This is a genomic window from Serratia ficaria, from assembly GCF_900187015.1.
Taxonomy (GTDB): Bacteria; Pseudomonadota; Gammaproteobacteria; order Enterobacterales; family Enterobacteriaceae; genus Serratia; species Serratia ficaria.
Genome location: NZ_LT906479.1, coordinates 424,004 through 450,513 on the forward strand (window position 1 = coordinate 424,004; position 26,510 = coordinate 450,513).

Genomic DNA, 26,510 nt, shown 5'->3' on the forward strand with positions numbered 1-26,510 from the left:
TGGCCGCCTGGCTTCAGCGTCCCGTATTCAGGACTCACCGTCACATTTTTCATTATTGTTCCTATTTCTATACACCGATAAGCTTCCCGCGTAACTCACTTGGAAGCATGCTGCAATGACTAATGAAGAAAACAAAACCAAGCTCCCATCTAAAAAAATGCGAGCTTTTATGTTCATATTCTCCATCTTTTTGATAGGGATCGTGGTGTATGCGGTTTGGGAAAACCTGAACGGTCAATCGACGACGACTGAAGATGCGTATGTGGAAGGGAACCTGGTTCAGGTGACAACCCAGGTTTCGGGGACAGTTACACACATATCAGCAGACAATACGGACTACGTTCAACAAGGAGATAGCTTGGTCACTATCAATCCGGTCGACGCACGTTTAGCGCTGGAGAAAGCTAAGTCACAACTTGCTACAGCGGTTCGTCAGGTGCGTAACCAATATGCAACCCTCGAAGAACTAAAAGCATCGATTGCTGTTGGCCAAACATCATTAGATAAAGCACGTGCGGACTTCACCCGCCGCTCTGGATTACGACAGAGTATTGCTATCTCCGCAGAAGAACTTGCTCATTCGCGCGATGCATTGAACAACGCCCAGGCGGCACTGAATGTTACCATTCGTCAATATCAGGCAGCGCAGACCCTGACCCAGAACACAACCTTGCAAACGCATCCTGACGTACTTGAAGCAGAGTCCGCCCTGCGAGAAGCCTGGCTCGATTATCACAGAACGCAAGTTATTGCACCTGTGGGGGGGGTCGTGGCGCAACGTAAGGTCCAGGTCGGACAACATGTGACTGCAGGGGCGTCAATGATGTCGGTGGTCCCACTGGACTCGGTGTGGGTGACAGCTAACTTTAAGGAAACGCAGTTAGGCGAATTAAGAGCCGGGCATCAAGTGACCCTGATCTCAGATATTTATGGTCGAGACGTACGCTACCACGGTCGGGTTATTGGAATCGAACCGGGTACAGGCAGTGCGTTCTCCTTATTGCCAGCGCAGAACGCTACCGGGAACTGGATAAAAGTAGTGCAACGCGTTCCGGTCCGAATTACCTTGGATCCCAAGGAATTACGTCAGCATCCTCTGCGGCCGGGCTTGTCGATGAAAGTCTCCGTTGATACGCGTTCAAAGGGAACTCCGCTATCAGCCTTGCCAACGCGCCGCCAACGCTGGAGTACGCCGGTGTATGAGCAAGAAGATGCCCAGGCAACGGCGATAATTCAGGAGATCCTGAAGCAAAATGGCTAATACATCCTCTTGGCATATTACTCGCCCAGAACACCAAACACTGCTGCTGCTGACAATTTTTCTGTTGACGACGTTAGAGTTTTTGCAGGCAGGTATGATCGCTTTCGCCGCCGCACCCATTATGGGTGAAACGGGTAGTTCTCCTGAAGAGTACAGCTTTGTCACAGCGGCTTATGCCTGCGTGGCGATCGTGATGATCTCGCTGCAACGTTGGTTGGTTGAACGTATTGGCTGGCGAATTTACATTTGGAGCTCATTGGCCATTTTTAGCTTTGGAGCCTGGATTTGTTCACAAAGCGACACCTACCATGTATTTCTGTTTGGCAGGGTAGTTATGGCTCTCGGTGGCGCGTCATTTATGACGGGAGCCAGAGTGTTAGTCAACCTGTTACCTCCCAGCCCGCTTCGCTTTACAGGTATCAAAGTTTTTGCCACCGGGCTTGCGTTGGGCACCGCGTTATCCCCGTTCCTTGCGGCACTGGCCGTTAGTGAAGACACTTGGTCAGCATTGTTCTTTATCCTGATAGCTGTCGCTATAGTGACCTTTATGACCGTATCGTTCTGTCTGCCTTGGCAGACACCGCCGCAACAGACCAAAAGCCAGTCTCATCCCTTCCTACTGATGTGGCTTGCGGGTGGGGCATTCGCTATGTTATGGGCACTACAACGTTCAAACTACAATTTTTTCAGTGACCTGCTGATCCTGTCTGTTATCGCGTTGACGGGATTGAGTGCTTTAATTTACTTTTTTAACAGCATGGCCCGCTTCCAGGGAGAACCGCTGTTGATGGTGCGCACGTTGTTTGCCAATCGACGCTACATCGTCGGGTTATTGTTGTTCTCTCTTTGCTATTTGCTGCTGGGGGCCAATAACTATATCATTCCACAAATCCTACAACAGGCTCTGGGATACAGCTGGAGCACGGTGGGGAACTGGCACGCGCTGGGGCTGTCATCCGCGTTAGTCGCCTGGTTGATCATGGGACGCATTATGCCTAAACGTCCCGCCTCAAAAAAATTCTTTGTGACGGGTTTTCTCGCGTTGGCGGCCTATGGCTGGCTGATGTCAGGCCTTACTCCCACGGCCAATATCATGACCGATATTTTACCGGCGCTGCTGTGCAACGGTATATTCATCATGTTGGTGATGGCCACCACCGCCGTGCATACTTTTCGCGAGGTTCAACACAATGAAACCGTGTTCTCTCATGCGCAGCAGGTCAAAAATATGGCAGCGCAGTTCTGTATGGCGCTGGGAATTTCGGCGGCGACCATCGGCATGCAGTGGCGTACCACGGTACACTATGCCGTATTAAACACTTACATCAGTGATAATAACCCGCATTATACCGATGTAATTGAGCAGGTCAGCGCGCTTTATGCCCGTCAGGCCACTACGGCGGTAGCGGATAATATGGCTTTTGCTTGGGTAGCTCAGATGTTGAAGCAACAGGCAACATTGTTGGCCGGCCTTGATTATTTTCTGCTTGTCGCCATGATTGGTGTTGTGGGGGCGATGGTGATGGCTATGCAGCGGTTGATGAAATAGTATTGATGATTGCCATTTCGTTAACGCTGCCGCAGAGCAGGATGTCTGCGGCAGATGCTTCACCCGTGACGTGGGGATAGACTGCCCATATCGCCATTGCGGTATCGTGTTATGGCAGCTTCTATTTCTTGCTTATTGTTCATGATAAACGGGCCGTAACTGGCAACAGGTTCGTTATTGACCGGTCCCGCCAGTACCATCAGATGAGAGTCCGTATTAGGTATCAATTTTACCTGAGTGATCTGACGATTATGCAAACCAACTATCCCGGGGCCTTGCAGACGACGCTGATGTCCATCAACGTTTATCGTCATATCGCCTTTAAGCTGGAAGAATAGGGTGCGCCAGTCTGGCGGAAGCACAAGCTCATCTTCTACCTTATAATAACCATCTGTCATCAAGAAAGGTTCAGCCGGTTTAAGCGGGGAAACATATGTTTGATAACAGCCGACTAACAAACGTACTCGGTTGCCATTGTTGCCAATCTGCGGCGCATCCGACGCATTGAGATGGAACACCTCAGGAGGCAGATTTTTGTTTGTTCCTCTCAGGTTAACAAATAGCTGAATGCCATGGACCTTTTGACCTGTTTGCACAGGAACCTCATCATGGACAAGTCCATGAGCAGCTTGGGTCCAAATGACATCTCCGGGTTGTGCGATAAAGCTATGCCCCATGGAATCGCGGTTGAGCATTCCACCTTTGGAATCTTCGAACAGGTAAGAAATGGCAGAAAAACCAGCGTGTGGGTGAGGCGCAAAGGTAGGGCCACTCATCAGAAAATGATCGAGCCCCATGACTGGGTTCATAAATTTATCCAGTTGCTCGATATCAATGCGGGCTGCAGAAAAATGACTGCTGAGCATTTGCATCTCCATAGGAGTTACGTTAGAAAATGAAATTTTCATCATTGTCCTTTCTTTAATATTTGAGAGTTATAATTTTAACGGTATTGTTATATTTTTAAATAAACAATTATGTGACGCAGGATCTCAAAGACAGGACAAGACCATGGATTTTAACGATATCTATTATTTTTATCTGGTCGCGGAAAATAAAGGTTATGCTGCTGCAGAAAGGCAGTCAGGGTTAACGAAGTCTTTATTAAGTCGTCGCGTCGCGCAGCTTGAGGAGCGGCTAAATGTGCGTCTTATTCAGAGAAACTCGCGTAGTTTTGCCTTGACGGCGGCAGGCCGCGTATTGCACCTGCATGCCATTGATATGGTGAAGGAGGGAACTGCGGCCTATGACTCGTTATCTGCTTTAACGTCTGAGCCTAATGGTTTGATTCGTGTCAGCTCACCCACAGTCTTAGCGCAATACCATTTGGCCGCTATTTTGCCTGGGTTCATGACCCTCTATCCCCAAGTCCGCGTCACTATTGATGCGACCGACAGACCTGTTCAAGTAATTGAAGAACGTATGGATTTGGTTCTGCGCGCCAGAAAACGTATTGACGATGAGCCCGGTCTGATTGCTCGACCGTTGGCGACTAGTCGCCTGATCCTAGTCGCAAGTCCTGGGTTCCTCGAGCAACACGGAGTACCGGAGTCGCCCGCTCAATTGGCGAATATGGGAACGCTGAGTTCAGTGCTCGACCGTTTTGAAGGTGTACAAAAATGGGAGCTGACCAATAATAACACTGGGGAAATTTTAACAATAAATCATACCCCTTTGTTATTTTGCTTAAACCCGCGTGTTCAATTAGAAGCCGTAATACATGGGATTGGCATAGGGCTGATACCCGACGTCATCGCTTATCAGTCAATGCAGGAGAGAAAGATAGTTCAAGTGTTAACACCTTGGGCTACTCATAATCATATTATTCATGCCATATTCCCTAGCCGGAAAAATATGAACCCCGCAGTCAGGGCGTTTTTAGATTATCTTATCGTCCACTTGCCTGAAACACTTCGGACACCTAAACTAAATTAAAAAAACAGCTCAGTTTATATGCGAGATAATAGTCATTCTGTGGTGGGGAAATAATCGGAGTTGATTTTTAACGTTATAATATCATCAGGGGCAATTCCTATTCGGAATCACCCCTGATATTTACCTGTATCGTTGAAGTTACGGAGGCCTAATTCCGCTCTCAGGCAATGCCGGCACCCAAAGCTGGGAATACATCGCTGAACAACAAACCGATCAACTGTTGACCAACAGGGGTTGACCAGTCATCGCCGATTTCAGCCATCAGCGTATTGGTGGCGGTGAGCACAACCCCTGCATCATGCATACGCTGGCGGGCGAATTCTTCGGAAAGATCGCTCGGCGAACCAGAAGCATCCATAACCGCTTGTACGGCAAACCCTTCAAGTGCAGCATCAATGGCTGGGAAAATCAGGCAAACGTCAGTCGTTACACCGGCCATGATCAGATTCTTGCGACCGGTAGCGAGCACCGCATTGCGGAAGTCAGGATAAGCCCATGCATTGACCACGCCAGGACGTTTGATTCGAGCTGCATGCGCATCAGGTAAGATTGCGGCAATTTCAGGTAAAATCGGGCCCTGGGCGTGGTCTTCCTGGCTGGAAGTGATCACAACCGGCATGTTGAGTATTTTCGCCATTTTTGCCAGCGCAATTGATTGTTTGGCGGCAAATTCGCGATCGATATTTTTGATCAGTTGCATGGTACCGACCTGATGGTCGATCAGTAGCAACGCGGAGTTTTCGGCAGTAAAACGATTGGCAGTCATATAAAGTCCTTATTTCTTTTGATTTAATAAGGCTTGCTAAAACGCATGCCCATGATGTTGCCCTAAAGGGCGCTTAACGTGATGCATCAAACGTTGTTGGTTGTTGGCAGAAATGGGTAGTCGATATACCCTTCGGCTCCTGGGCTGTAGAACGTCGATTTGTCTGCGACATTCAACGCTGCACTTTGATGGTAGCGTGCTACTAAATCTGGGTTGGCCAAGAAGGCCGAACCAAATACAACGGCGTCGGCCTGGCCATCGTTCAGTAAGGATTCAGCCGTATCTTTGTCGAGCCCGCTGCCGATGAGATAAGCACCGTTGAAGCGAGGGCGCAGTAAAACGTGATAGTCCACAGCGGTGCCAAACAGCGCGACATGCAGGTAGGCAAGATTGAGACCCTGCAGGTTTTCGACCAAATACTCATAGGTTTCTTGAGGGTTTGTGTCTGTGATACTGTTGAAGTTCATTTCCGGTGAAATCTTAATGCCAACACGTTCGCCGCCGGCTTCGGCAACCATGGCTGCCAGCACTTCCAGCACAAAACGAGCGCGGCCTTCAACAGAACCGCCATATTTATCACTGCGTTGGTTGCTACCGGATGATAAGAACTGTTCTGGCAAATAACCGGAGGCTGCATGCAGTTCAACACCATCAAAACCAGCCTCAAGAGCTCGCCGTGTTGCCTGACGATAATTGTCGACCACGTCGGCAATCTCTGCCACGCTTAGTGCATGTGGCACCACAAAATCCATCAGACCGCTATTAGTCCATGCCTGACCTTCAGGTTTGATGGCTGAAGGGGCGACTGGCCGCGCATTTTCCGGCAGTAGGGAAGGGTGTGAAACCCGGCCACAGTGCATCAGTTGCATAAAGATACGGCCACCGCGCGCATGCACCTCTGATGTCACTTTTTGCCAAGCAGCGATCTGCGCCTCAGTTTCAATCCCTGGAGAACGAACGTACCCTTTACCCATGGCGGCGGGAAACACACCTTCGGTGATGATCATGCCGGCAGTGGCACGTTGTCCATAGTAGATCGGGACCAATTCGCTGGGCACTCCAGCGTCATCGGCGCGGGAACGGGTCATGGGGGCCATGACAAGGCGGTTAGGTAAAACGTACGATCCAATACGGACAGGCGTAAATAACTGATTCATTTTTATACCTTTTACTGTGACTTTTAACAGCCGCTGACAGTGGCTTGCTTGCGCTTTGTGCTGTTATCGTGATGTATTAATCATCAATCAAAACGCACTAGGGATAAATATGCTAAAGTGATAAACATTGATCCATCATTGGGATAATGGAATGGAACACTTGAATGATATGGCGCTGTTCGTCGAGGTCGTTAAGGCGATGAGTTTTCGTCGTGCTTCAGAGGCGATTGCAATCCCAACCTCGACGCTTTCGCGCAGGATCAGCTCACTGGAGAAAGCCATCGGGCTGCGTCTTTTGCATCGCACCACGCGCAAGATTGAGCTGACGGAAGCAGGGATTATTTACTACGATCGTTGCCGCCGTATTATAGAAGAGGCTCGTCTGGCACATGAACAGTTAGGAGAGATGCTAGCGCAACCCACCGGGGTGTTACGTGCTTCATTACCAGTTGATTTTGCCGTTATTTATATGTCAGCCCTGATTGCCGAATTTTCCCAACAATACCCTGGTATTAGCTTTGAGTTTGACCTGACTCCACGCAGAGTTGATCTAGTCACAGAACCTTTCGATATCGCGATACGTATGGGAGAACAGCCAGACTCTAATTTGATTGCCCGGCAACTCGCCACTTTACCGACCTACCTGTATGCATCGCCAAAATACTTGGAAAATGCTTCTGAACTTCAGCACCCCGACGATCTTATACGACATGAGTGCCTGGGATTTCCCAAGAGTGGTCAATGGGTATTGCATCAAGATTCGGAAATGACTGAAGTCGCTGTCAGCGGGAGGTTTGCGCTTAATAGTGTAGGTATGATTAGGCGTTTGGCCAGCCTTGCTCTGGGGATCGTATTGTTGCCAGCACAGGTGGCGGCAGAAGAAGTGGCACAGGGAAGATTGATTCAGGTATTGCCACAATGGCAAGGCAATACGATCCCTGTATATGCCCTTACAGAGACCCGGCTATTGCCCGCAAAAACCCAACGATTTATCGAGTTTCTGCGTGAGAGATTGGGGAATAGCAAAACAACGACGTGAGTCTCCTGATTATAATCAATTTATAATACCCATATCGGCTGAGGGATCCCCACTAATCAGTGTTAATAAATCAACACTATATTTCGGTAAACTTTGGCTTAGTGGATAAGAACAGCATCCAGTGTTCGTTTGAAAATTAGCGGAGAATGGCGTAAGACGCTATCCGCTAATATCAGATACGAAATTGCTCGCCTTTATTTCAGGCTATTGGCCTGATACATCAGATGTAGTCTTTTATTTTCAGCGTGATAATCCAGCAAGCTCATCATGCAAAGACGTATTGCTCAACAGGTGGTCATCCGTTTTATCTGGTTTTTAACCTGTGCAGAGCCTGGGAGATAGAGTCCGGTACTCGTTAGTGTGAGTGAAATGGAGTCAGAGCGCCCGTAAAAACTTCGGGCATAATACGAGTATAGGCATAGAGGTGAACTCATTGAATTTGTTAGCACGATTAGTAGGTCACAAAACTCTATGCTTGTTTTTGTTCTGGGGATTCCTCTGGAGGAGATATGAATTTCATCATCCGTCATTATTGCTCAAGTATATACTTGCCGGTAGTTCACCATAGTTGAATGCAAGAGTAGTGGTGGCGTACAGGGACACAAAAATGCTAATGCCTATGACTGTTAGACCAGCCGCCACTATAATTTAGTACAGCCAAATTAGCGAGATTTGAAAACCTCAGGATGCCATAGCTTTCTCGACAAAAAAGTAACTGTTAAGCAATTCGTTGATGCGTTGTGCGGCTGGTCGGCTTTCCATGTCGAGGAAGTGGCCAGTTTCTGGAATGGTAATAAAGTCGCAGTTCGTAATATAGTTTCTGATATCTCGAATGTCTTCCGCAGTGGTGTACTCATCCATCTCTCCGTTTATAAATAAAATCGGAGTTTCTATTTGTCGAAAAATATCAATGTAATCTTCTTGGCATAAAGAAGATATCTGACCAATATGGAAGCTTGCTTGCCGATAGGTCTCATGGTCAAGGTTTTTAATATGTTGATGATTAGCTTTTTTTAGCAATGTTGGTAAATATTTCCCAACCTCGTCATTAAGCAATGTGGCGACTTCGTGGTTTTTCCCTTCATCCAACAACACTCTGGCACGGTTGATATAACTGTGCATGGCAGGAGTGATTCGGGTTGAAAATGATGCAATAATGGCTTTTCGAATTGAGGATGGGCGAGTAGATAATGTCATTAACGCAGCTAACCCTCCCCAAGATACGGATAATATATAGTCAGGTCTATATATATTAATCAAACTTTGTAGAATGAATACTTCTTCCGTCTTCGGTAATGGAAGAGCTAGCATATTATGTGGTCTGGAATTTCCAATAAAAGGTAGGTCAAATAGAATGACATTAACACGATTTTTGAAATTTTTAACACAATTACGGAATGCTAGTGTAGTTGAAAGTGCACCATTGACACATATTACGGTGTCGCTGATGTTAGGGTAAATATATCGCTCTACGTAGATCTGCCATTGGCCTACTTTAATAATTTCTGTTTCTGGTTTCATTTCCCACCCCACGAATAAAAATTAGATGACACTTACTGTTATGCGTATATATGATGAAATAAATCCCTAGCGAATGATGAAGATATTTAGTCTTGTCCGACTCTATGGTTGCATCGGCCTAAACCAATAGAGCAATTTTATTAAATCGGTTATTATGCGATGTGATGTACAGTTGCATCCGTAGTGGCTGAAACACCATTAACTTCAATTGCTGTTGGAGAACTTTCTGTCAGTGCGTCACCGCCGGTGTGTTGCAGCGCAGCGATCAGTGCATCAGTCGCATCGCTCGCACTGTCGGTGACATGAGTGACAACATCGGTTACTCCCCCGATTTTATCGAGTGCACCTGTAACAAAATCAGTAATGTTACTGGCTAAATCACCGACGGTACCGCTCACGTCACCTACCAGGCTGAGTACGGATTGCACCACATCGCCTGCCAAATCCCCGATGCTGCCCGCAACACCTTTCAGTAACCCCCATAGGCCACCTTCACCGGAAGTCACTGCATCAACTACACCGCCGATTGCTTCGGTGCCGCTGTCAACGGTGGAATCAACGAAATCAGACACATTATCAACTACATCTTTCACGATATTCTCAGACATATATTCTCCTGAATATTGCAGGGGTTTTGAAGTAACAAAGTATGCATCCAAGCCAAACTCGTTAATCCTTTGCCTGTAAAGTTAGATAATGATCACATTTATAATCAAGTTTAAATTAAGTATAAATCTACGAAAAGATATGGTTTTTATGGTGTTTATTATATTATTTTTTGTTAATTCAAATGGTTGTGTTGTTTTCTTTAGCTGTGGGATGAGTGTGTTTTTTAGGATTAATTCTATATATGCATTTTTATGATGAAGTGTTTCTAATTTGTTGTGCAAGATTGCTGGGTTGGTTATAAATTCTATATTTTTAATTAAAATAGATATAAATACTAAGATAATAATGTTTTTACCTATATGAGATGCGTAAAGATTTTTCGAAATAAAATTCAGGAGGTAAGAGGATTTGTATGGTGATTGGGTGATGGCGAACAGGTAGAAAAAGGCGAAATGATTTACCGTTATGGTATTCAGGGCCAAGTAACCGTGATGAACTTGCTGCGACAATACGGCCAACTAAACTGATGTTCTTCTCCTTCCAACAGACAGTACGGAGGTAATATGCCTAAACGTCCCCTGACGCCAGAACAGTGAATTAAAGAACTGGAACAGCGATTGGCTGAATCCGAAGTCAAAGCTCAATTCTTTGAAGCAGTTGTTCCGGATACTGCGGTGCGCACAGTTGTTGGTGATACCCAAAGGGGTATATCACAGGGCAACCCATAGCCACCATCGTTTTTATCGTCATCCCAACTTGCTGAAAGCGGGAGAAGAGTAGATGATAGCCAACCGCACGGAACAGTTGTGAGTCGCAGATATTACCTACCGCCCTCTAAGAACGGAAGAGGCATACGTGAGTCTGGTGACGGATATTTGGGCGAGGAAAATTGTGGGGTATCATGTTCCATGACAGCTGGCATACCCTGCATGTGAGCAAGAGGTTTAGAATGGAGCTGGCCGGTTCCTTCATGGCAGACCAGAAGATATCGAGCAGGTAGTAAGAGGAGGTAGGAAGTTGGTGGGAACCTCCAATACAAGACGACCGCACCTGCCGCTACAATACAAAATGCCCGATGAGGTTCATCGGGCGTTATAGTGTTGGAAAGTGTAAACATATAACAGGCCTAGTCCGTTGATTTATTAGCACTGATTAGTGGGGATCCCTCAACCATCTCAAGGTGTTATAGCCTGAATTTCTATGGAGAAAGCTATCTGGAAAGTACATTCCCGCTAAACATGCCCCCACGAAAGACCTTAGCTGTTGGGTCTGTGGTGAAAAGAACCAGGTCGGTATCTTCATCTGCAACAACTTGATGTTTATTATCATCATTGATAATGACACTTTCGCCACTTTTCAAGTGGTTCTCACCAACAGTCGCACTGCCTTTAAAAACATACAGCAGCCTAACCACACCCGTTGTCGGCGTTGCTGGTAGAGTCAATTGATTACCTTGTTGCAGATGAGCATCATGTAACCAGACCTGAGCCCGGAAAATCAACGGTGCATCCATTGGGCCCGCAATAACCCGCCAGGCGTTTTCACTGTAAACTGTATCGAAGTCATGAAACTGAACCTGTGGTGACAGGTCAGGTTCCTTTGGTCTTACAAATATTTGCAAGCATTCCATAGCGCTATTGCCTTCGCCAAGAATACGTTCTTCATGCTGGAATGTATGACCGGCATTCATCAGCATCAAACGCGTATTGGATATTTCTTCCTCATTATCCACCGTGTCCAGATGCAGCATCCGACCCTTACGCATATACGTAAGAATTTCATCATCCTTATGTGGATGCATGGCGATAACCGTCCCGGGTTTGATCTTGGCATGATCAATCCGGCCTATTGCGCCAATACCGCTGTCATCTGATGACTCGGCCATTCCAGGCCAAAGGATCTCGATACCAAATTCCCCTGCCCCATGCTGATGTTTTTTAGTTCGGTCAACTTTAATCATTGCTGTCATAAATACTCCTTGAGTCAAATTTTCTGAGACTTAACTGAATCATTGCTTGTGAATGCCGAAATTATATATCGAAATATTATGGAATAAACATGCAAAAAAAGAATTGAATATCCCATTAATGGCTTAATTGGCCAGTTTGGTCACCGGCAGTTAGAGGTATGAACATACAAGCGGGAATACATAGTCGTGTAAAAAAGCCTTTTTCCTTATGTCTTTTCTTATCTCTTAGAAGAAAGTAGGTACACCAAAGCGTTAAATGGCCCATTTATGGAACAATGTGATCCATAAATCCCTATTTATTGCAAATGGAACTCAGGTGATGATGTCTTATCGACCGCTGAATGGTGGCTATGTGTTTCTTCAACGCGCTGGGTGAGGAAAATTGTTTCTGTGGCATTTCATACGCAATCTTGCCTATGACTCCATATGCGGTTAGCGATGAGGACCTGAATGGCTATACTGGCAACATAGCGTCGCAGGAGTTGGCTCTAGGCTTACAGTGACTAGGAGAACACTCCATTATTTTAATGGGGTCAAACCCCTGCTCGGATGTTACCCATTGATCTGGAAGAGTATCGCATAACCGTCAGCCAGGGCGCCGGAACATTGGCTGAGGAGAGTCAGCCGCAGGCGGATGAGTAATAGAGTGAGAAGATGATTAAAGCTGTGCTGAAGAATAGCCTGGATAATGTGTGACCCAGGGCTAACGAAAGTAAGTAACTTAGAGAATTATACTATTTGCCATTCCCTGTACTGGCAGTTTTGCCCTCATTCTTAATGGATGCAGGGCTTTTTTTTTAACGTGTTCAGATAGATACTTACGCAACAAGAATTTCTCTTTAGTTATGAATAATTGCTCAATCCTGATCTTTCTAAATAATACCTTCAATGTCATTCGACATAAGACCTTCGTTTTACAAAAAATCCAATCCCCATTATAGGGCGACGGTTGAGATTATTTGGTGCATTTTTTTATTTTTTTGATTTTTTACAAAAAAGTATTAACTATCAATATGTTGAAAATCATCATTTAATCGAGCTGCACCAGGTTGGTGCCAATGTCTCGATCAAAAACATTATAATTAAGATTAATGCCTATTATAAAAATAATTACCTTGATCTGTTTTTGATATAAGGAGATAACCCTCTGGGAGAGGCAAGGTAGCTTGAGGTTGTGAGGGTGTGATGACAAAAATAAATCAAGCCAATCAAGTCGCCAGTCTGCTTTCTGCAATGTCATGAATTGGGATTATAGGCTGAAGCCGACTCAAAAGCAGAGAGTCATATTCTAGACTTAAATATTGACCAGTAAGTAAGGAAACACTTATGACCCTACGTGAAAAAGTATCTTCACCAGAATGGCAGGCTCGCTGCGAGTTAGCCGCTTTATATCGTCTTATAGCACATTTCAAAATGACAGATATGATCGATACTCATATTTCTCTGCATGTCCCTGGAAAGTTTAACCATTTTTTAATAAATAAATATGGTGTGCTTTTCGAAAAAATGACGGCTTCAGAATTGGTGAAAATCGACTTCGATGGAAACATCGTTGAAGAATATGAGAAAAACAAAAAAGTTAATGCTGCAGGTTTCGTTATCCACTCAGCCATTCACCAGGCTCGTGAAGACATTCGCTGTATCATCCACACCCATACCTCGGATGGCATGGCCGTTTCTGCGCAAAAACAGGGGCTACTGCCACTCACTCAACATGCTTTGAAATTCTACGGAAATATCGGATACCACACTTATGAGGGTATTGCGCTTTCGCTAAGTGAAAGGGATCGTCTGGTGAACGATCTCGGTATTCACAATGCGATGATCCTGCGTAATCACGGGCTTCTTGGTGCGGGAAAAGATATTGCCTGGGCTTTCCATGAAATTTATTTCCTGGAGCGTGCATGCCAAGCTCAGGTTAAGGCGCTTTCCGGTGGGGGCGAGTTGGTATTCCCTGATGAAGAAGTTTGTCGCCATGCTGCATTGCAGTTCAAGCGAGATGGCATTGACACAATCATCAACGATGGGTGGGAAGCAGCCAAGACATTTATCGATGATCAGAAAGAGTCTTATTGCTCATGAATCATGTAGTCATTGTAACGTCGATTGAATCTTTTCAGCACCAACTCATTGAGGCATTCGCGCTTCACAGGCCGGATATATCGTTAGTCTTGCCCAACGACAAAGCTGCATTGGATGCGGATGTCGCAGTGTGTTGGTTTCCTGAAGAAGGGGCGATGCGTTATTTTCCAAAGCTGAAGCTTGTCCATTCCGTCGCGGCCGGTGTTGACCACCTCGGCAAAGAGATCCTTGCTTCTGGAATTAAGGTTTGCCGTGTTGTTGATATGAGCCAAAAGCAGGGTATGTATGAATATATACTCTGGGCCGTTCTCTATTTTCATCGTAATTTCGATGATGTTCTAAAAAATGCGTTTCATAAAAAATGGATTAGATACCCTCAGGTAGCTGCTGAAAAGTTGCGGGTTGGTCTTATGGGATTGGGCGAGATCGGGCAGTTTGTAGGGACAAGCCTGGTCGGAATGGGGTATCAGGTTAATGGCTGGTCACGCTCATCTAAAGTCATTGAGGGTATCAACACCTTTCATGGGCAGGGTGGTTTGGATGACTTTTTGTCGCAGACGGACATTTTAATCAACTTATTACCCCTCACTCAGGATACTCAGGGCATCTTATCCCGAGACCTGTTTATGAAACTTCCTAAAGGGGCAAGCCTGATTAACTGTGGCCGCGGGATGCATATGATCCCGTCCGATATCGTCGAGTGTGTGACTTCTGGTCATTTACAAGGGGCTGTCATTGATGTTTTTCAGGTTGAGCCATTGCCTTCCGATGATCCGTTATGGTCAACAGAGGGGATCCTGGTGACACCACACATGGCTTCTGCCGCTTCCTTTGAGGTCATTGTCAAACAAGTAGGTAGCAATATTGACCTTTTACGGGCAGGTAAACAGCTTAATAAAGTCGTTAACACGTCTCTGGGATATTAATTCTCTCATGAGCCTCGTTCAGATGTTGAGCCTCTAAAGTCATCTGAACCGGGAAAGTGGTTGGTGAAATAGATCTTTTCACATGGTGATCGTTCCTCACCTTGTTGTACTTGGAGAAAAAATGAATCATCTAAACAATACCTGTAATGCTGAAGAACAAAACAAACCTTTAACCGTCAATGGTATACGTTTGTGGGAAAACCTCATGGATATGGCCGCTATCGGGGCGACAAAAAATGGTGGGAATAGTCGTTTAGCACTGTCAGCTGAAGACAGCGCGGGGCGTTACAAATTTATCAACGATTGCAAGCGATTGGGTATGACCGTCGTCACGGATGCTATTGGTAATATGTTTTGCCGCTACGAAGGTTCTCAACCTGAGCTTGATGCTGTGGTTGTAGGCAGTCATCTTGATACCCAGCCCAAGGGAGGGCGTTTCGATGGTGTCTATGGCGTACTTGCCGCCCTGGAAGCTGTGCGTACATTGAGTGAAAAGCGGATCATCCCTAAGCGCAGCATAGAAATTGCCGTCTGGACCAATGAAGAAGGGGCTCGATTCACACCTGCGATGATGGGATCGGCCGTATTCACTGGTGTGATGAAACTTGATGATGCATTGCGTCGCAAAGATGCCAAAGGGATTAGCGTAGCTGAATCACTGCATGCCGAAAAATGGATTGGCGGCAGCCCCCTGGGGCGTCGATTTGATTCCTACTTCGAAGCACATATTGAGCAAGGCCCGATCCTTGAAGAGCTCGAGGTGAATATCGGCGTGGTGACGGGGGGGCAAGCCATCAGTTGGCTTGATATTACCGTCACAGGGTGTTCTGCCCATGCAGGTACCACTCCGATGAAAAATCGTAGCGATGCCTTACTGGCAGTAGCAGAAATGGCCGGAGATTTGGAGAAGGTAGCCTTGACGTTCGCTCCACTGGGATTGCTGACCATTGGTGAGCTGACTATAGCTTCTCCTTCACGCAACACTATCCCAGGTGAAGTGACCTTTACCCTTGATCTGCGACATCCAGAGGATGAAAAGTTAACTCAGTTTGAGTTGGCATGTCGTCAGGCCATAGTCTCTGTTGCTTCTCGCCGTGGAATGGCGCTGTCTATATCCGAACATTGGCTAAGCCCGGCGACGCCTTTTGATCATCAATGTATCGAGTTGGTAGATGAATCGGTTAAGAGGCTGGGGTATCCATATAAACGTATGCTCAGCGGAGCAGGTCATGATGCAATTAATATTTCCAAACACTGTCCATCAGCTATGATATTTATCCCATGCGCGGGAGGTATTAGCCATAACGAATCTGAAAGTATTGAGCCAATACATGCAGAACAAGGTGCAAATGTTTTAATTAATTCAGTATTGGCTCGGGCAAATCATTAGGTTATTTCTTGGTGGTTACGGAATTAAATAATCATAAATCATGAGTGATATATTCTCTGGTTGGCGTGAGGAGGTGGAATTGTCTTTGTTAAATCAGGAGCCAACAGGTGATAGTAATACAGGCCACCAACAGCTTATAAATGAACTTCTTCAGGTAGAAACTGCCACATTAGGTCACTTGATAGATGAAGGGTTTATGGCACCACAATTGCAGTGTGTCATTCCAGGGATCAGATGTTGTGGCCCGGCAGTCACTGTTTCTCTGCCGGGTAATGACGGCTATAGCCTGCCCTTGGCGATTGCCGTGGCCAAAGCGGGTGACATTTTGGTTATCGAACGCCTGGACGATGATCAACATGCTTGCTGGGGGGCGGTAATGACAGTAGCTGCCCAACAAGCTGGGATTGCTGGCGTGGTGTTGGATGGCTACATCACAGATCTGAGCGCGATATTTGCCGAAAATTTCCCTGTCTGGTGCAAAGGACGTTCTCCACTAACGACCAAGAAAGGCAAAACCGGTGGAACCGTCAACCAAATTATCCATTGTGGTGGTGTCAGAGTGCAGGCTGGTGATCTAATTCTGGCTGATGAAAATGGGGTGTTATCGCTTCCTGCGGAGCAAATGAAACAGTACCTGGAACAAGCATTATACATACAGCAACAGGAGCCGCTGATTATAGGACGACTAAAACAGGGACAAAGTTTGGCCGAGATTTATCGCAGTTGAAACTCAACCTTTGAGCAATCACGTTCAGCCCATCACCCTGGAGATGAATTATGACGAGTTCCACTAGTTTTAAATTGGAAATACCCAAAGTCGCACCTGAAGTCAATATGCGCAAGATCGCGTTGGCGAGTGTCATTGGTACAACAGTTGAATGGTATGATCTTTTTATTTTTGCAACTGCATCAGCATTGGTTTTCAACAAAATATTTTTCCCCGCATTTGATGCATTAATCGGAACGCTACTAGCCTTCGGGACTTTTGCTTCTGCTTATGGTGCACGTATTGTCGGGGCTGCACTGTTCGGCCACTTCGGTGATAAACTGGGCCGAAAGTCTATGCTTCTTATCTCACTGCTGGCAATGGGACTCTCGACCTTTTCAATAGGATTGCTGCCTAACTATGCCACCATCGGTGTATGGGCTCCCGTGTTATTATTGACCCTTCGCCTTATTCAGGGCCTTGCACTGGGCGGTGAATGGGGGGGAGCGGTATTAATGGCTGTTGAGCATTCCCCAAAAAATAAGCGTGGTCTTTATGGTTCATGGGTCCAGATTGGAGTGCCGGTAGGAACGTTGATTGCGAATCTTGCCTTTTTGGCTATGTCGGCTTTTTTGCCGCAGGAAGATTTAGTCGACTGGGGATGGCGTGTTCCGTTCCTGGCAAGCGCACTACTCATTGGTATCGGTCTTTATATCCGTTTGAACATTCATGAAACGCCAGTGTTCAAACAAACTAAAGAAAAAGAATCTGTAGTAAAAATGCCTCTCCTAGAGATTACTCGGAAACACTGGAAACAGGTGTTATTGGGAGGTATTGCCACTATGTCCACCGGAGCATCATTTAATATTATTGTTGCTTTTGGACTAACCTACGGTACTCAGACGTTAGGTTTTAGCCGGGCCATAATGCTGACCGTTGTTCTCGCCTCTTGCGCCCTGTGTATCGTATTGCTACCAGCTTTTGGGGCTCTATCAGACCGTTTCGGTCGTAAGCCAGTGATCATTGCCGGGATTGTGGCTGAGGCCGTCGTAGCATTTCCGATGTTCTGGCTGATGGACACACGAGAGTTACCACTGGTATTCCTAGGGTATGGGCTGTTGATGACCGCTTTTGCCGCTAACTATGGACCTATAGCAACATTCCTGGCCGAACTCTTCGGCACCCGAGTTAGATACTCAGGGCTTTCTGTTTCCTACATGCTTTCCGGCCTGTTAGGCAGTGCCACTACACCTATTGTGACCACAGCGCTCTTGTCTTGGACTGGTAAAGGCTCTTCAGTTGCTTGGTACATGATTGGGTCTGCACTGGTTTCGCTTATTGCGTTGTTGCTTTTGACCGAGACCTTCAAAAAAGACCTCACAGAAACTCAATCATCAATTACCGGGGGAGAAAAAGCTCTGTCCCGATAAAATACTCACCAACAATGTTTAAAAAACCACCTACATGTCATTTTTCTGCCCTTTAAAGGATATTTCATGAAACGTATTACTACTGCCTCTGGTGGACCTGCAGTCGTAGGACCATATTCTCAGGCCGTCATTAGTGGTAATCTGGTCTTCACCGCAGGGCAAATCCCCATTATCCCTGGTACAGAAACCCAACCTGAAACCTTTAAACAACAAGTTCGACAAACTCTGTTGAATCTTGAAGCTGCACTTCATGCAGCAGGTTCTGATTTTGACCATGTAATCAAGGTCAATGGCTATCTGACAAATCCCTTACAACTCCAGCCCTATAATGAAGTTTACCAAGAACTTTTAGGACATGCCCCGCCAGCCCGGACTACTGTATGTGTGACATTATGGGGGGCTCTTGAAATTGACTGTATTGCAGAGCTAATTACGGTGGAAAGGCAATAATGCATAGAGGGATGTTTGCTGGGCAGGCTAATAGCCTGCCACGGTGAGATTTTTTCTGAGGTAATCAAGAAAGGTTTCTTCAGCTTTGTTGATCTTCAAAGAGTCGTTCCACATCAGATACAGCGTGACCCTTGCCATACCCTCATAGGGAGGTAATTTCCATAAATTTCCCGATGCTGCCTCTTCGGAAACAACATGTTCAGGCAGGGCGCCGATGCCTAAACCTGAACGGATCATCCTAATGACTTCATGCAGGCTGGAACTGGTACCTGTGGTATGGCCATCAAGGGATTGTTTAGCACGAAAAAGTGCTAAAGGCGCGAGTACACCATCAAGTTGTTCACTCGCAAATGAGACAAATTTTTCGCTCTTTAAATCCTCCATGCTCAAATCAGTCTTTCCGTACAAAGGGTGGCTTTTACCGCAATAAAAAAAATATTTCTGATGAAGAAGAGGAGTGTATGCTAGGCCGAGCACGTTTTTATGCTTTAAAGATATGCCCAATGCTGCCTGAAAATGCAGCAAAGCATGTTGAACTTCAGAGCTGGATCCTGTCATTATCTCAAAGGTTACTCGCGGATGTGCTAAGTGAAATTCCGATAATACCTGGTCCAGAATGTCACTTTTAACAGCTGATACCACCGCTAGCCTAACGACCCCGCTCAGATCCTGCGGCATATCCTGGACCGCCAAAGAAAGACGGGCAATGCTGCCGTAAATTGCCAGCGCCTCTTTGTAAACTAGTTCCCCTGCTGTGGTAATTGTAAAGTTCGCCCCATTACGAGTTATCAGACTTTCACCCAGTTGTTCTTCGAGCCTTTTCAGGGCGAGACTCACGGCAGGTTGTGTCACGTGCAATCGGATAGCTGCCCGACTGATACTGCCTTCCTGGATTATAGCCAGAAATGTACGTAACAGGTTCCAGTCAAGGCGATCGTGTATTTGTGACATTGGTTTGTCCAGTCAAATTGAGTTGTCGTAAGGAAGTATAAAACTTTCGATTAGCAACCTGAAATTGAGATAACACGTTTGGCGGAGTCGATGGCAAGAAAACGGTGGTTAGAAGGTATACACGTTTCAGTGGCGATCATTGATGGCATGTCGACCTCCCCAAGAACGCATGTAATCATGCCTGATAAGGCAGACCACTAGTTTGCCGAGCCGTCAGCAGTCGCAGAGGCTGCCTTTCTAATGCCCCCAATTACGCAAGGACTGAAGTATTGAAACTGAAGCTCAGACCATGGAACAATTTGTTTAGTCACTAATTTTTTTGTTTAAGTACCACAACTAGCGTGTCATTAAGCCCTTATGAAATAGTGAGGATCTCTGTCATTGCTTCATAGATGGATTGGTGTAATCCATTTATCTCTATATTCCGAGTGTAAAACTTTATCTAAGATGATTTTAACAAAATCTGAGGTGGCAGCCATGAGCCACTGACTCACCTCGGTTCATCTAAAGTTGAACACAAAAGAGTAGAACAAGCTATGAGCACTGAAAATGTTTTAACAGCACCAGGAAATGAAATCAGCCATCAGACTACGGTAGTCAACGGCGTTCGCCTTCACTATGTCATGGCCGGATCAGGTGAGCCCCTGGTTTTACTACATGGTTTCCCACAAACCTGGCGTGAATGGCACCAGATGATCCCGACATTGGCCAAGACATTTACCGTGATTGCACCTGATCTGCGTGGCTTTGGCGATTCAGACAAGCCCAGCACGGGTTATGACAAACGCACAGTGGCTGAAGATATCTACCAATTGGTACATCACCTCGGTTTTGAAGACATCAATCTGGTTGGGCACGACATTGGTATGATGGTTGCCTATGAATATGCATCAGCCCATCCGAACGAAGTCAGCAAGCTAGCGATGCTTGAAGCCGGTCTGCCGGGCCTTGGGCTTGAGGCTCTGTTTGACAGCGCTGCATTCCCACAGTTCTATCATTTTGGTTTCTTCAGGGCTCCGGGACTGGCAGAGGCACTGGTTGCCGGGCGTGAAAAAATGTTCATTACTGATTTCATTCGCCACTTGGCCTACGATACTTATGCCGTAACCGATGAAGATCTTAATGAGTACGCTGAGCGGTTAAGTGCCCCAGGTGCCTTACGCGCAAGTTTTGAGCATTACCGAGCTTTTGATATCGACGCCATTAACAATCAACAAAATGCCCAGACTAAACTGCCAATGCCTGTTCTTGCCGTAGGGGGACAATATTGCATGGGAGATCAAATGGGCCTCATCATGGCGCCTTTGGCTGACAATGTGCAGAGCGTGGTTATTGAACGTAGTGGCCACTGGTTGACAGAAGAACAACCGGAGCAACTGACGTCTGTATTAGTTGATTTCTTCGCCCAAACACCACCTAAACGTTAATCGTCTGTATAGGAGTCAGGAACTATGAGCGCACGCATACTGAAACCTGGTGAAGGTCAACTCACCGGGGTCGCTGGAGATATTTACACTATCAAGACCAGTGGTAGTGAGACGGGCGGGGCATACAGCGTCATGGAAGCGATTATTCCGGCTCAAAAGGGGCCACCCCCACACAGGCATTCTCGCGAGGAAGAGTCTTTCTTTGTACTAGAAGGAGAACTGGAGTTCTTTGCCGATGGTGTTCGAAGCGTTGGCGGCGTTGGGACTTGGGTGACTTTACCTCGGGGGTCTCTGCATTATTTTAAAAATATCGGCACGACCCCAGCCAAAATGCTCATTTTGGCTGTTCCTGCAGGCCTTGAGGATTACTTCATTGAGGTCAGTCAACCGGCGGGAACCTTCTCCGAAGAAAATCCACCGGAGATGGATGACAAACAAATAGAGAAGATGATCCGGTTGGGGCCGAAATATGGAATTGAAATCGTTCCACCTCATGATTAAGCACTAAATATCGGCTAACCAGTTAAAGTTATAAATGACCGCCCCCTACATTCAGGGGGGCGCAAAGGTTAAGTTTGACGTCAAATAATTTCAAGGTAGGATCCATGTCTGACGAGATTGTCATCATTGGGGGCTCCCTGACAGGCCTGACTCTAGCTTTGGCATGTGCAAAATATAGGATCCCTGTGCGTGTTATCGAACGCTCTGCTGGACATATTTTAGGTGGTGATAGTCTCAGCATCGATTTGGATTTGGTTGCTACTACAACAGGTTACGACCCGCGTGCTCAACCAGTTCTGCCAGTGGTACCCGCTTATCGTGAATTAACGACCTGGCCTGCACTTTATGCCTGGCTCCGAACTCGCACGATTGAGACACATAGCATCGTTCTGGAAGAGAGCAAGAACGTCACTGCTATTAGTGATATGGGCGAATATGTCAATATTAGTTTTTCCGATGGGTCTGAAAGAAATGCTGCAGCAGTGATTGGTGCTGATGGTTATCGGAGTCTTGTTCGCCAGACTATTACGCAGGAAGATCCTTTCGCTACATATTCCGGCTATCTGGTGTGGCGAGGTCTTGTGGAAGAAAGGGAACTGGAAAGATCAGTCGCCTGGTCCTCCAATGGAGGATTGTGGATCGAATTTGTAGAGGGTTACAGACTCGTTGCCGCAACACTTCCTGGGCGAGACGGATCTCTTAAAGCTGGAGAAAGGCAGATAACATTTGCCTGGTTTGATACACACCAAGGTACATTACTACACCAATCGGGCTGTTTGACAGAGGAGGGCCATGTTATAGGCTCACTCGTTCGCGGTAAAATTGATAGTACGGTCAGGGCGGAATTGGCAGATATCGCTAAAGATATATGGCCACCGTTATGGCGCGAAGCCGTTGTAAAAGGGGTGCTTTCGCATGCAGTACTGAGTGGGGCACCTATCGCCGAGTATAACCCGCCTCGTCTGGCAAAAGGGGCATTGGCCATTGTGGGGGACGCCGCACATGTTGTGTCGCCAATGACGGGGCGTGGCTATCTAACTGGTGTAGAAGATGCTGCTATGTTGGCTCAGATGCTTTCTCAGCGCGCATCAGATGAACCCATATCGACAGTATTTAAGCGCTTTGAAATTGCCCGCTTACCATATATTCGTGGGCTGGTTACCCATTCCATGCGAATTAGCGATGAATTTGTTAGGTATGCAAAATATCATCGGTAAACACTGAGCTGGCCCTCGAATGCAGGCGTTTCAGTTACCGGCGCATACCGACCTTGTATTAAATAAGCTGCCCGTTAAGGCAGCCTATTTTTGTGCCATCTATTTATTAGCCCTATTCTGGATCGGCAAGGCTGACGTAATCGATTGCCTGCCCCTCCAGGCAATCGCCAGCCAGATAAACCATAGCGGCGCGATTATTAACCCGGTTCTCGTATCTGCCTGCAGTGACAATGCAACCAGCATTAGCAGGAAAAAGACCAGGCAACTCCAGACCATCGCGCTCCCCCCTGGCAGGCGGTAGTGACTCTTATGATGCAGGTCTGGGTGCTGCTTACGGTAAGCCAGCCAGGAGAAAAGGATAATGCTCCAGATGAAGATTAACAGGATTGCAGAAAGCGTCGAGAGCAGGGTGAAAACGCCCATCACGCTGGGGATGAGAAACAGTAATGCCGCGCCGCTGAACATACAGAATCCGGACAACAGTAGGCCGCGCAAGGGAATATTGAGCGCCGATAGTTTTCCCAATGCTCTGGGGGCGGCATTTTCATTGGCCAGGCCAAACAGCATCCGACTGGTTGAGAACACGCCGCTGTTAGCTGAAGAGAGAGCGGATGTCAGCACCACAAAATTGACTATAGCAGCGGCAGCGGGCAACCCAGCCAGCGAAAACAGGCCAACGAAGGGGCTTTTGTCCGATGCGATATGTTGCCAGGAAGATACTGAGATAATACAGGCCAGTGAAAGAACATAAAACAGCAGGATTCTGACTGGAATTGCATTTATTGCTTTGGGGAGATTAGTTTCTGGATTTTTGGTTTCTGCTGCCGCCACGCCAATCAACTCAATACCGACAAACGAAAACAGCGCAATCTGGAACCCGGCAATAAAGCCGGAAATGCCGTGAGGGAACATCGTGCCGCTCTCAGTCAGGTGGCTGAAAGAGGCTTTTACGCCATCGGGCGAGGTGTAACCCGACATCACCATAAAAAACCCAGCCAGCAATAGCGCGACAATTGCCACCACTTTGACAAGGGCAAACCAGAATTCCATTTCACCAAAAATCCGGACTGACAGCATATTCATCACCAGCATCAGCCCCAGAGAACCAAAGGCAGGGATCCACAGCGGCAAATGTGGGAACCAGAATTGCGCATAACCACCAATCACCACCACATCGCCGATGCAGGCCACCACCCAGCTCAGCCAGTAGGTCCAGCCAATGAAGAAACCGGCCCAGGGGCCGAGATATTCGCTAGCGAAATCGGCAAAGGAGTTAAAGCGTGAACTGGAAAGGAGGAGTTCGCCTAACGCGCGCATGACAAAGAACAGGAAGAAACCGATGATAATGTAGGTAAAAATGATGGAGGAACCTGACAGATTGATGGTTTTTCCTGATCCCATAAACAGACCCGTGCCGATAGCGCCGCCAATAGCGATTAACTGAATGTGGCGATTATCTAACTGTTGTGCGAGCTTCCGGTTTTCAACTGGGGCCTGATGCAGGCTCCCCGGGGTTTTATTATTCTGCATAATTCACTCCGGTTATACGAGATGCCTTTTGACTGCGCTGAGTCCGCAGTCAGAAATTATCAAAGACCCAGCCGGGGCGGTTGGGCATGTATTGAGACTCTGAAAGGGAACACCTCAGGAGAACACCCTCTTCTTTTCAAGGAAGATTTCGGCCAACATGCAGCGAGCACCACCACCACCGAGATCCTCGATGATATCAATCGGTGCCAGTGCCAGCGACGCATAGTCCTCAATCAGCTTCTGTTGTTCAAGCGTAAAGGAGGACCAGGCGCGAGTCGACATGGCATACACCGGTCGACCCTGAAGGTTTCTCAGCTCCAGTACGTTGCAGGCAAAGGCTTCCATCTGCTGAAAGCTGACGTTGATAAGGGTTTTACCTGTTATCTCAAGAAGCTTCATCAGCCTCAGTCGTTCCGATTCCGAAGCGATCGATTCCATGCAAACGATGGCAAATCTTTCACCTACACTCATCATGACATTGGTGTGGTAGATCAATTGCTGGTGGCGATCCCGTGCCTCGAACCATTGAATGGTGTAGCCTGAATGGTGTTCGAATTCCCGTCCCGCTTTTTCGGAGCTGCGCGATGATCGACAGGCATAAGCGATACGGCTAACGTGATCGAGAATTAATGAGCCGGTGCCTTCCAGATAAATATTGCGGGATTCAAAGTCGGAAAGATCGATGCGGCGCATAACCCGATAGTCCCGCGTCAGATCGGCGATAATATCCATCCGGCGTTCGCGGCGACGGTTATGCGCTTCCATTGGAAATGTGTAAATCGTGCCATCTTCTAGCATGGCAATCCAGTTGTTGGGGAACAGTGAATCGGGGGTTTCACGTTCGGCGCTGTCGTCAATTATACGTACTTCGACCCCGGCGTTGCGCAGTGCTGCAACGTAGCCGTCAAAAGCAGTTAACGCTTTTTCTGCAACGTCCTCAACCGCCGATAATGGCTTCTGGAAAGCGTTGCTCTCCAGTGTCTCCGGGTTAGCTTTGAAAGCGGCAGGTCGCACCATCATGACTGTTTGGGCAGTTTGCATAGTGATCATTACTCCGGGCGGGCTAGCAGGCTGTATAGGTCTCGGGGATTAGCTGGCGCGGGAACTAGCGCAATATTACTGCCAATATTGTGTTGTTTGGCGATATCGTTAATCAGGCGCAGCGCGGAAAAATCCTCGATGGCGAAGCCAACCGAATCGAATACGGTCACCGCATCATCGCTGCGTCGTCCGGTTTTCTGAGCATTGATGACCTCCCAAAGTTCGGTGACGGCGAAGTCGGTTGGCATCTGTTGGATTTCACCTTCAATGCGTGACTGCGGCGTGAACTCGACAAATACGTCGGCGTTGTTAAGGATGTCAGCATCAAGCTCGGTTTTACCTGGGCAGTCGCCACCGACGGCATTCAGATGCATACCGGGTTTAACCTGGTATGCGGCAATAATGTTGGCATAGCTCTTATCTGCTGTGATGGTGGTGATGACATCAACGTGTGAGACGGCTTCATCCACTGAACGGCAGAAATGCAGTCGAATACCCGGGTAGGTATTAAGATTACCTATCAGCTTTTCGGTCGCACTGTTGTCAACGTCATACAGCCAGAAGTCGGTGAAGCCGAGTACCTCATTGAAACCGATAATCTGGAACTCACTTTGAGCGCCATTGCCGATCACCGCCATTTTCCTGGCATTGCTGCGCATCAGGTATTTTGCACCTAATACCGAGGTGGCTGCAGTTCTTAACGCCGTAGCCAGGGTAAATTCACTTAGCAGTAGCGGATAACCGGTGGCGGTTTCTGCCAACGCCCCAAATGCCATCACGGTCAGTTGGTTATGCAGAGCGTTCTGTGGGTGGCCATTGACATATTTAAAACCATAAAGATTGGTATCAGCAGTGGGCATCAGTTCAATCACCCCAATGTCGGAATGACTAGCTACGCGTGGTGTTTTGTCAAATTCAGGCCAACGGCGGAAATCCTGCTCAATGTAATCGACCAACAGGCTAATGAACTTCGCCACACCAGACAGCCCGACTAGGATGCGCATATCTTCAATATCAATAAAGCGTGTCATGAAAAACTCTCTCTGTTGTCAT

General features: G+C 47.0%; 23 protein-coding genes and 1 pseudogene. 14 read left to right on the top strand and 10 right to left on the bottom strand.

What is annotated here, in order from left to right:
* Positions 1–115 precede the first annotated feature (115 nt).
* Positions 116–1,261: an HlyD family secretion protein gene (locus CKW09_RS01905; protein ID WP_095095316.1), complete on the top strand. Its 1,146-nt coding sequence runs from the start codon at positions 116–118 to the stop codon at positions 1,259–1,261.
* Positions 1,254–2,810 carry an MFS transporter gene (locus tag CKW09_RS01910; protein ID WP_095095317.1) on the top strand — a complete coding sequence of 519 codons (1,557 nt, stop codon included), beginning with the start codon at positions 1,254–1,256 and terminating at the stop codon, positions 2,808–2,810. The genes CKW09_RS01905 and CKW09_RS01910 overlap by 8 nt, the downstream gene beginning before the upstream one ends.
* Positions 2,811–2,869: 59 nt before the next feature.
* Here CKW09_RS01910 and CKW09_RS01915 read toward each other — a convergent pair whose 3' ends face one another.
* Positions 2,870–3,721, bottom strand: coding sequence for a pirin family protein (locus CKW09_RS01915; protein ID WP_095095318.1), 852 nt, complete (start codon positions 3,719–3,721; stop codon positions 2,870–2,872).
* Positions 3,722–3,821: 100 nt separating this feature from the next.
* Here CKW09_RS01915 and CKW09_RS01920 point away from each other — a divergent pair, with 100 nt between their 5' ends.
* The gene (locus CKW09_RS01920) at positions 3,822–4,745 is read left to right on the top strand and encodes a LysR family transcriptional regulator (RefSeq protein WP_095095321.1); all 924 of its coding nucleotides are present in this window, start codon (positions 3,822–3,824) and stop codon (positions 4,743–4,745) included.
* Positions 4,746–4,905: 160 nt separating this feature from the next.
* On the opposite strand, the gene CKW09_RS01925 is transcribed toward CKW09_RS01920, so the two are convergent.
* Both CKW09_RS01925 and CKW09_RS01930 read right to left on the bottom strand, forming a co-directional pair.
* Positions 4,906–5,511 carry an isochorismatase family protein gene (locus CKW09_RS01925; RefSeq protein WP_095095323.1) on the bottom strand — a complete coding sequence of 202 codons (606 nt, stop codon included), beginning with the start codon at positions 5,509–5,511 and terminating at the stop codon, positions 4,906–4,908.
* Between the two features lie 86 nt (positions 5,512–5,597).
* Positions 5,598–6,668 carry an alkene reductase gene (locus CKW09_RS01930; protein ID WP_095095324.1) on the bottom strand — a complete coding sequence of 357 codons (1,071 nt, stop codon included), beginning with the start codon at positions 6,666–6,668 and terminating at the stop codon, positions 5,598–5,600.
* 151 nt (positions 6,669–6,819) lie between these two features.
* Here CKW09_RS01930 and CKW09_RS01935 point away from each other — a divergent pair, with 151 nt between their 5' ends.
* Complete coding sequence (locus CKW09_RS01935) at positions 6,820–7,707, top strand: LysR family transcriptional regulator (RefSeq protein ID WP_095095325.1); 888 nt, start codon at positions 6,820–6,822, stop codon at positions 7,705–7,707.
* A gap of 681 nt (positions 7,708–8,388) precedes the next feature.
* Here the strand turns inward: CKW09_RS01935 and CKW09_RS01940 are convergent.
* Both CKW09_RS01940 and CKW09_RS01945 read right to left on the bottom strand, forming a co-directional pair.
* Positions 8,389–9,228, bottom strand: coding sequence for an alpha/beta fold hydrolase (locus CKW09_RS01940; RefSeq protein WP_095095327.1), 840 nt, complete (start codon positions 9,226–9,228; stop codon positions 8,389–8,391).
* 152 nt (positions 9,229–9,380) lie between these two features.
* Entirely contained in the window at positions 9,381–9,836 is a 456-nt protein-coding gene (locus tag CKW09_RS01945; RefSeq protein ID WP_095095330.1) for a hypothetical protein, read from the bottom strand.
* A 655-nt stretch (positions 9,837–10,491) separates the two neighbouring features.
* On the opposite strand from CKW09_RS01945, the pseudogene CKW09_RS24975 reads away from it, so the two are divergent.
* Positions 10,492–10,743, top strand: a pseudogene (locus CKW09_RS24975) (IS3 family transposase); the annotation flags it as partial.
* A gap of 304 nt (positions 10,744–11,047) precedes the next feature.
* Here CKW09_RS24975 and CKW09_RS01955 read toward each other — a convergent pair.
* Entirely contained in the window at positions 11,048–11,806 is a 759-nt protein-coding gene (locus CKW09_RS01955) for a pirin family protein (protein ID WP_231922110.1), read from the bottom strand.
* Between the two features lie 1,326 nt (positions 11,807–13,132).
* On the opposite strand from CKW09_RS01955, the gene CKW09_RS01960 reads away from it, so the two are divergent.
* The 6 genes from CKW09_RS01960 (at position 13,133) to CKW09_RS01985 (ending at position 18,790) form a co-directional block, all read left to right on the top strand.
* Entirely contained in the window at positions 13,133–13,888 is a 756-nt protein-coding gene (locus CKW09_RS01960) for a class II aldolase/adducin family protein (protein WP_095095337.1), read from the top strand.
* Positions 13,885–14,814 carry a 2-hydroxyacid dehydrogenase gene (locus CKW09_RS01965; protein WP_095099971.1) on the top strand — a complete coding sequence of 310 codons (930 nt, stop codon included), beginning with the start codon at positions 13,885–13,887 and terminating at the stop codon, positions 14,812–14,814. Before CKW09_RS01960 ends, CKW09_RS01965 begins: the two co-directional genes overlap by 4 nt.
* Before the next feature lie 82 nt (positions 14,815–14,896).
* Complete coding sequence (locus CKW09_RS01970; RefSeq protein ID WP_231922111.1) at positions 14,897–16,204, top strand: Zn-dependent hydrolase; 1,308 nt, start codon at positions 14,897–14,899, stop codon at positions 16,202–16,204.
* A 40-nt stretch (positions 16,205–16,244) separates the two neighbouring features.
* Positions 16,245–16,931, top strand: coding sequence for an RraA family protein (locus CKW09_RS01975; protein WP_095095344.1), 687 nt, complete (start codon positions 16,245–16,247; stop codon positions 16,929–16,931).
* A 50-nt stretch (positions 16,932–16,981) separates the two neighbouring features.
* Entirely contained in the window at positions 16,982–18,340 is a 1,359-nt protein-coding gene (locus tag CKW09_RS01980) for an MFS transporter (RefSeq protein ID WP_095095348.1), read from the top strand.
* A 66-nt stretch (positions 18,341–18,406) separates the two neighbouring features.
* Positions 18,407–18,790 carry a RidA family protein gene (locus CKW09_RS01985; protein ID WP_095095351.1) on the top strand — a complete coding sequence of 128 codons (384 nt, stop codon included), beginning with the start codon at positions 18,407–18,409 and terminating at the stop codon, positions 18,788–18,790.
* Positions 18,791–18,817: 27 nt separating this feature from the next.
* Here CKW09_RS01985 and CKW09_RS01990 read toward each other — a convergent pair whose 3' ends face one another.
* Positions 18,818–19,741: a LysR family transcriptional regulator gene (locus CKW09_RS01990; RefSeq protein WP_095095354.1), complete on the bottom strand. Its 924-nt coding sequence runs from the start codon at positions 19,739–19,741 to the stop codon at positions 18,818–18,820.
* A 536-nt stretch (positions 19,742–20,277) separates the two neighbouring features.
* Here CKW09_RS01990 and CKW09_RS01995 point away from each other — a divergent pair.
* From CKW09_RS01995 to CKW09_RS02005, 3 genes are all read left to right on the top strand, one after another.
* Positions 20,278–21,168, top strand: a complete 891-nt coding sequence (locus CKW09_RS01995; protein WP_095095356.1) for an alpha/beta fold hydrolase — start codon at positions 20,278–20,280, stop codon at positions 21,166–21,168.
* A 24-nt stretch (positions 21,169–21,192) separates the two neighbouring features.
* Positions 21,193–21,669 carry a cupin domain-containing protein gene (locus tag CKW09_RS02000; RefSeq protein WP_095095358.1) on the top strand — a complete coding sequence of 159 codons (477 nt, stop codon included), beginning with the start codon at positions 21,193–21,195 and terminating at the stop codon, positions 21,667–21,669.
* A gap of 104 nt (positions 21,670–21,773) precedes the next feature.
* The gene (locus CKW09_RS02005; protein ID WP_095095360.1) at positions 21,774–22,886 is read left to right on the top strand and encodes an FAD-dependent monooxygenase; all 1,113 of its coding nucleotides are present in this window, start codon (positions 21,774–21,776) and stop codon (positions 22,884–22,886) included.
* Between the two features lie 99 nt (positions 22,887–22,985).
* Here the strand turns inward: CKW09_RS02005 and CKW09_RS02010 are convergent, their stop codons facing one another.
* The 3 genes from CKW09_RS02010 to CKW09_RS02020 all read right to left on the bottom strand — a co-directional run bounded on the left by CKW09_RS02010 (position 22,986) and on the right by CKW09_RS02020 (position 26,488).
* Complete coding sequence (locus CKW09_RS02010) at positions 22,986–24,416, bottom strand: amino acid permease (protein WP_095095362.1); 1,431 nt, start codon at positions 24,414–24,416, stop codon at positions 22,986–22,988.
* 114 nt (positions 24,417–24,530) lie between these two features.
* A complete protein-coding gene (ctlX, locus tag CKW09_RS02015) occupies positions 24,531–25,457 on the bottom strand; it encodes a citrulline utilization hydrolase CtlX (protein ID WP_095099974.1) in 927 nt (308 codons plus the stop codon).
* 8 nt (positions 25,458–25,465) lie between these two features.
* Complete coding sequence (locus CKW09_RS02020) at positions 25,466–26,488, bottom strand: ornithine cyclodeaminase (protein WP_095095364.1); 1,023 nt, start codon at positions 26,486–26,488, stop codon at positions 25,466–25,468.
* Positions 26,489–26,510: the final 22 nt, after the last annotated feature.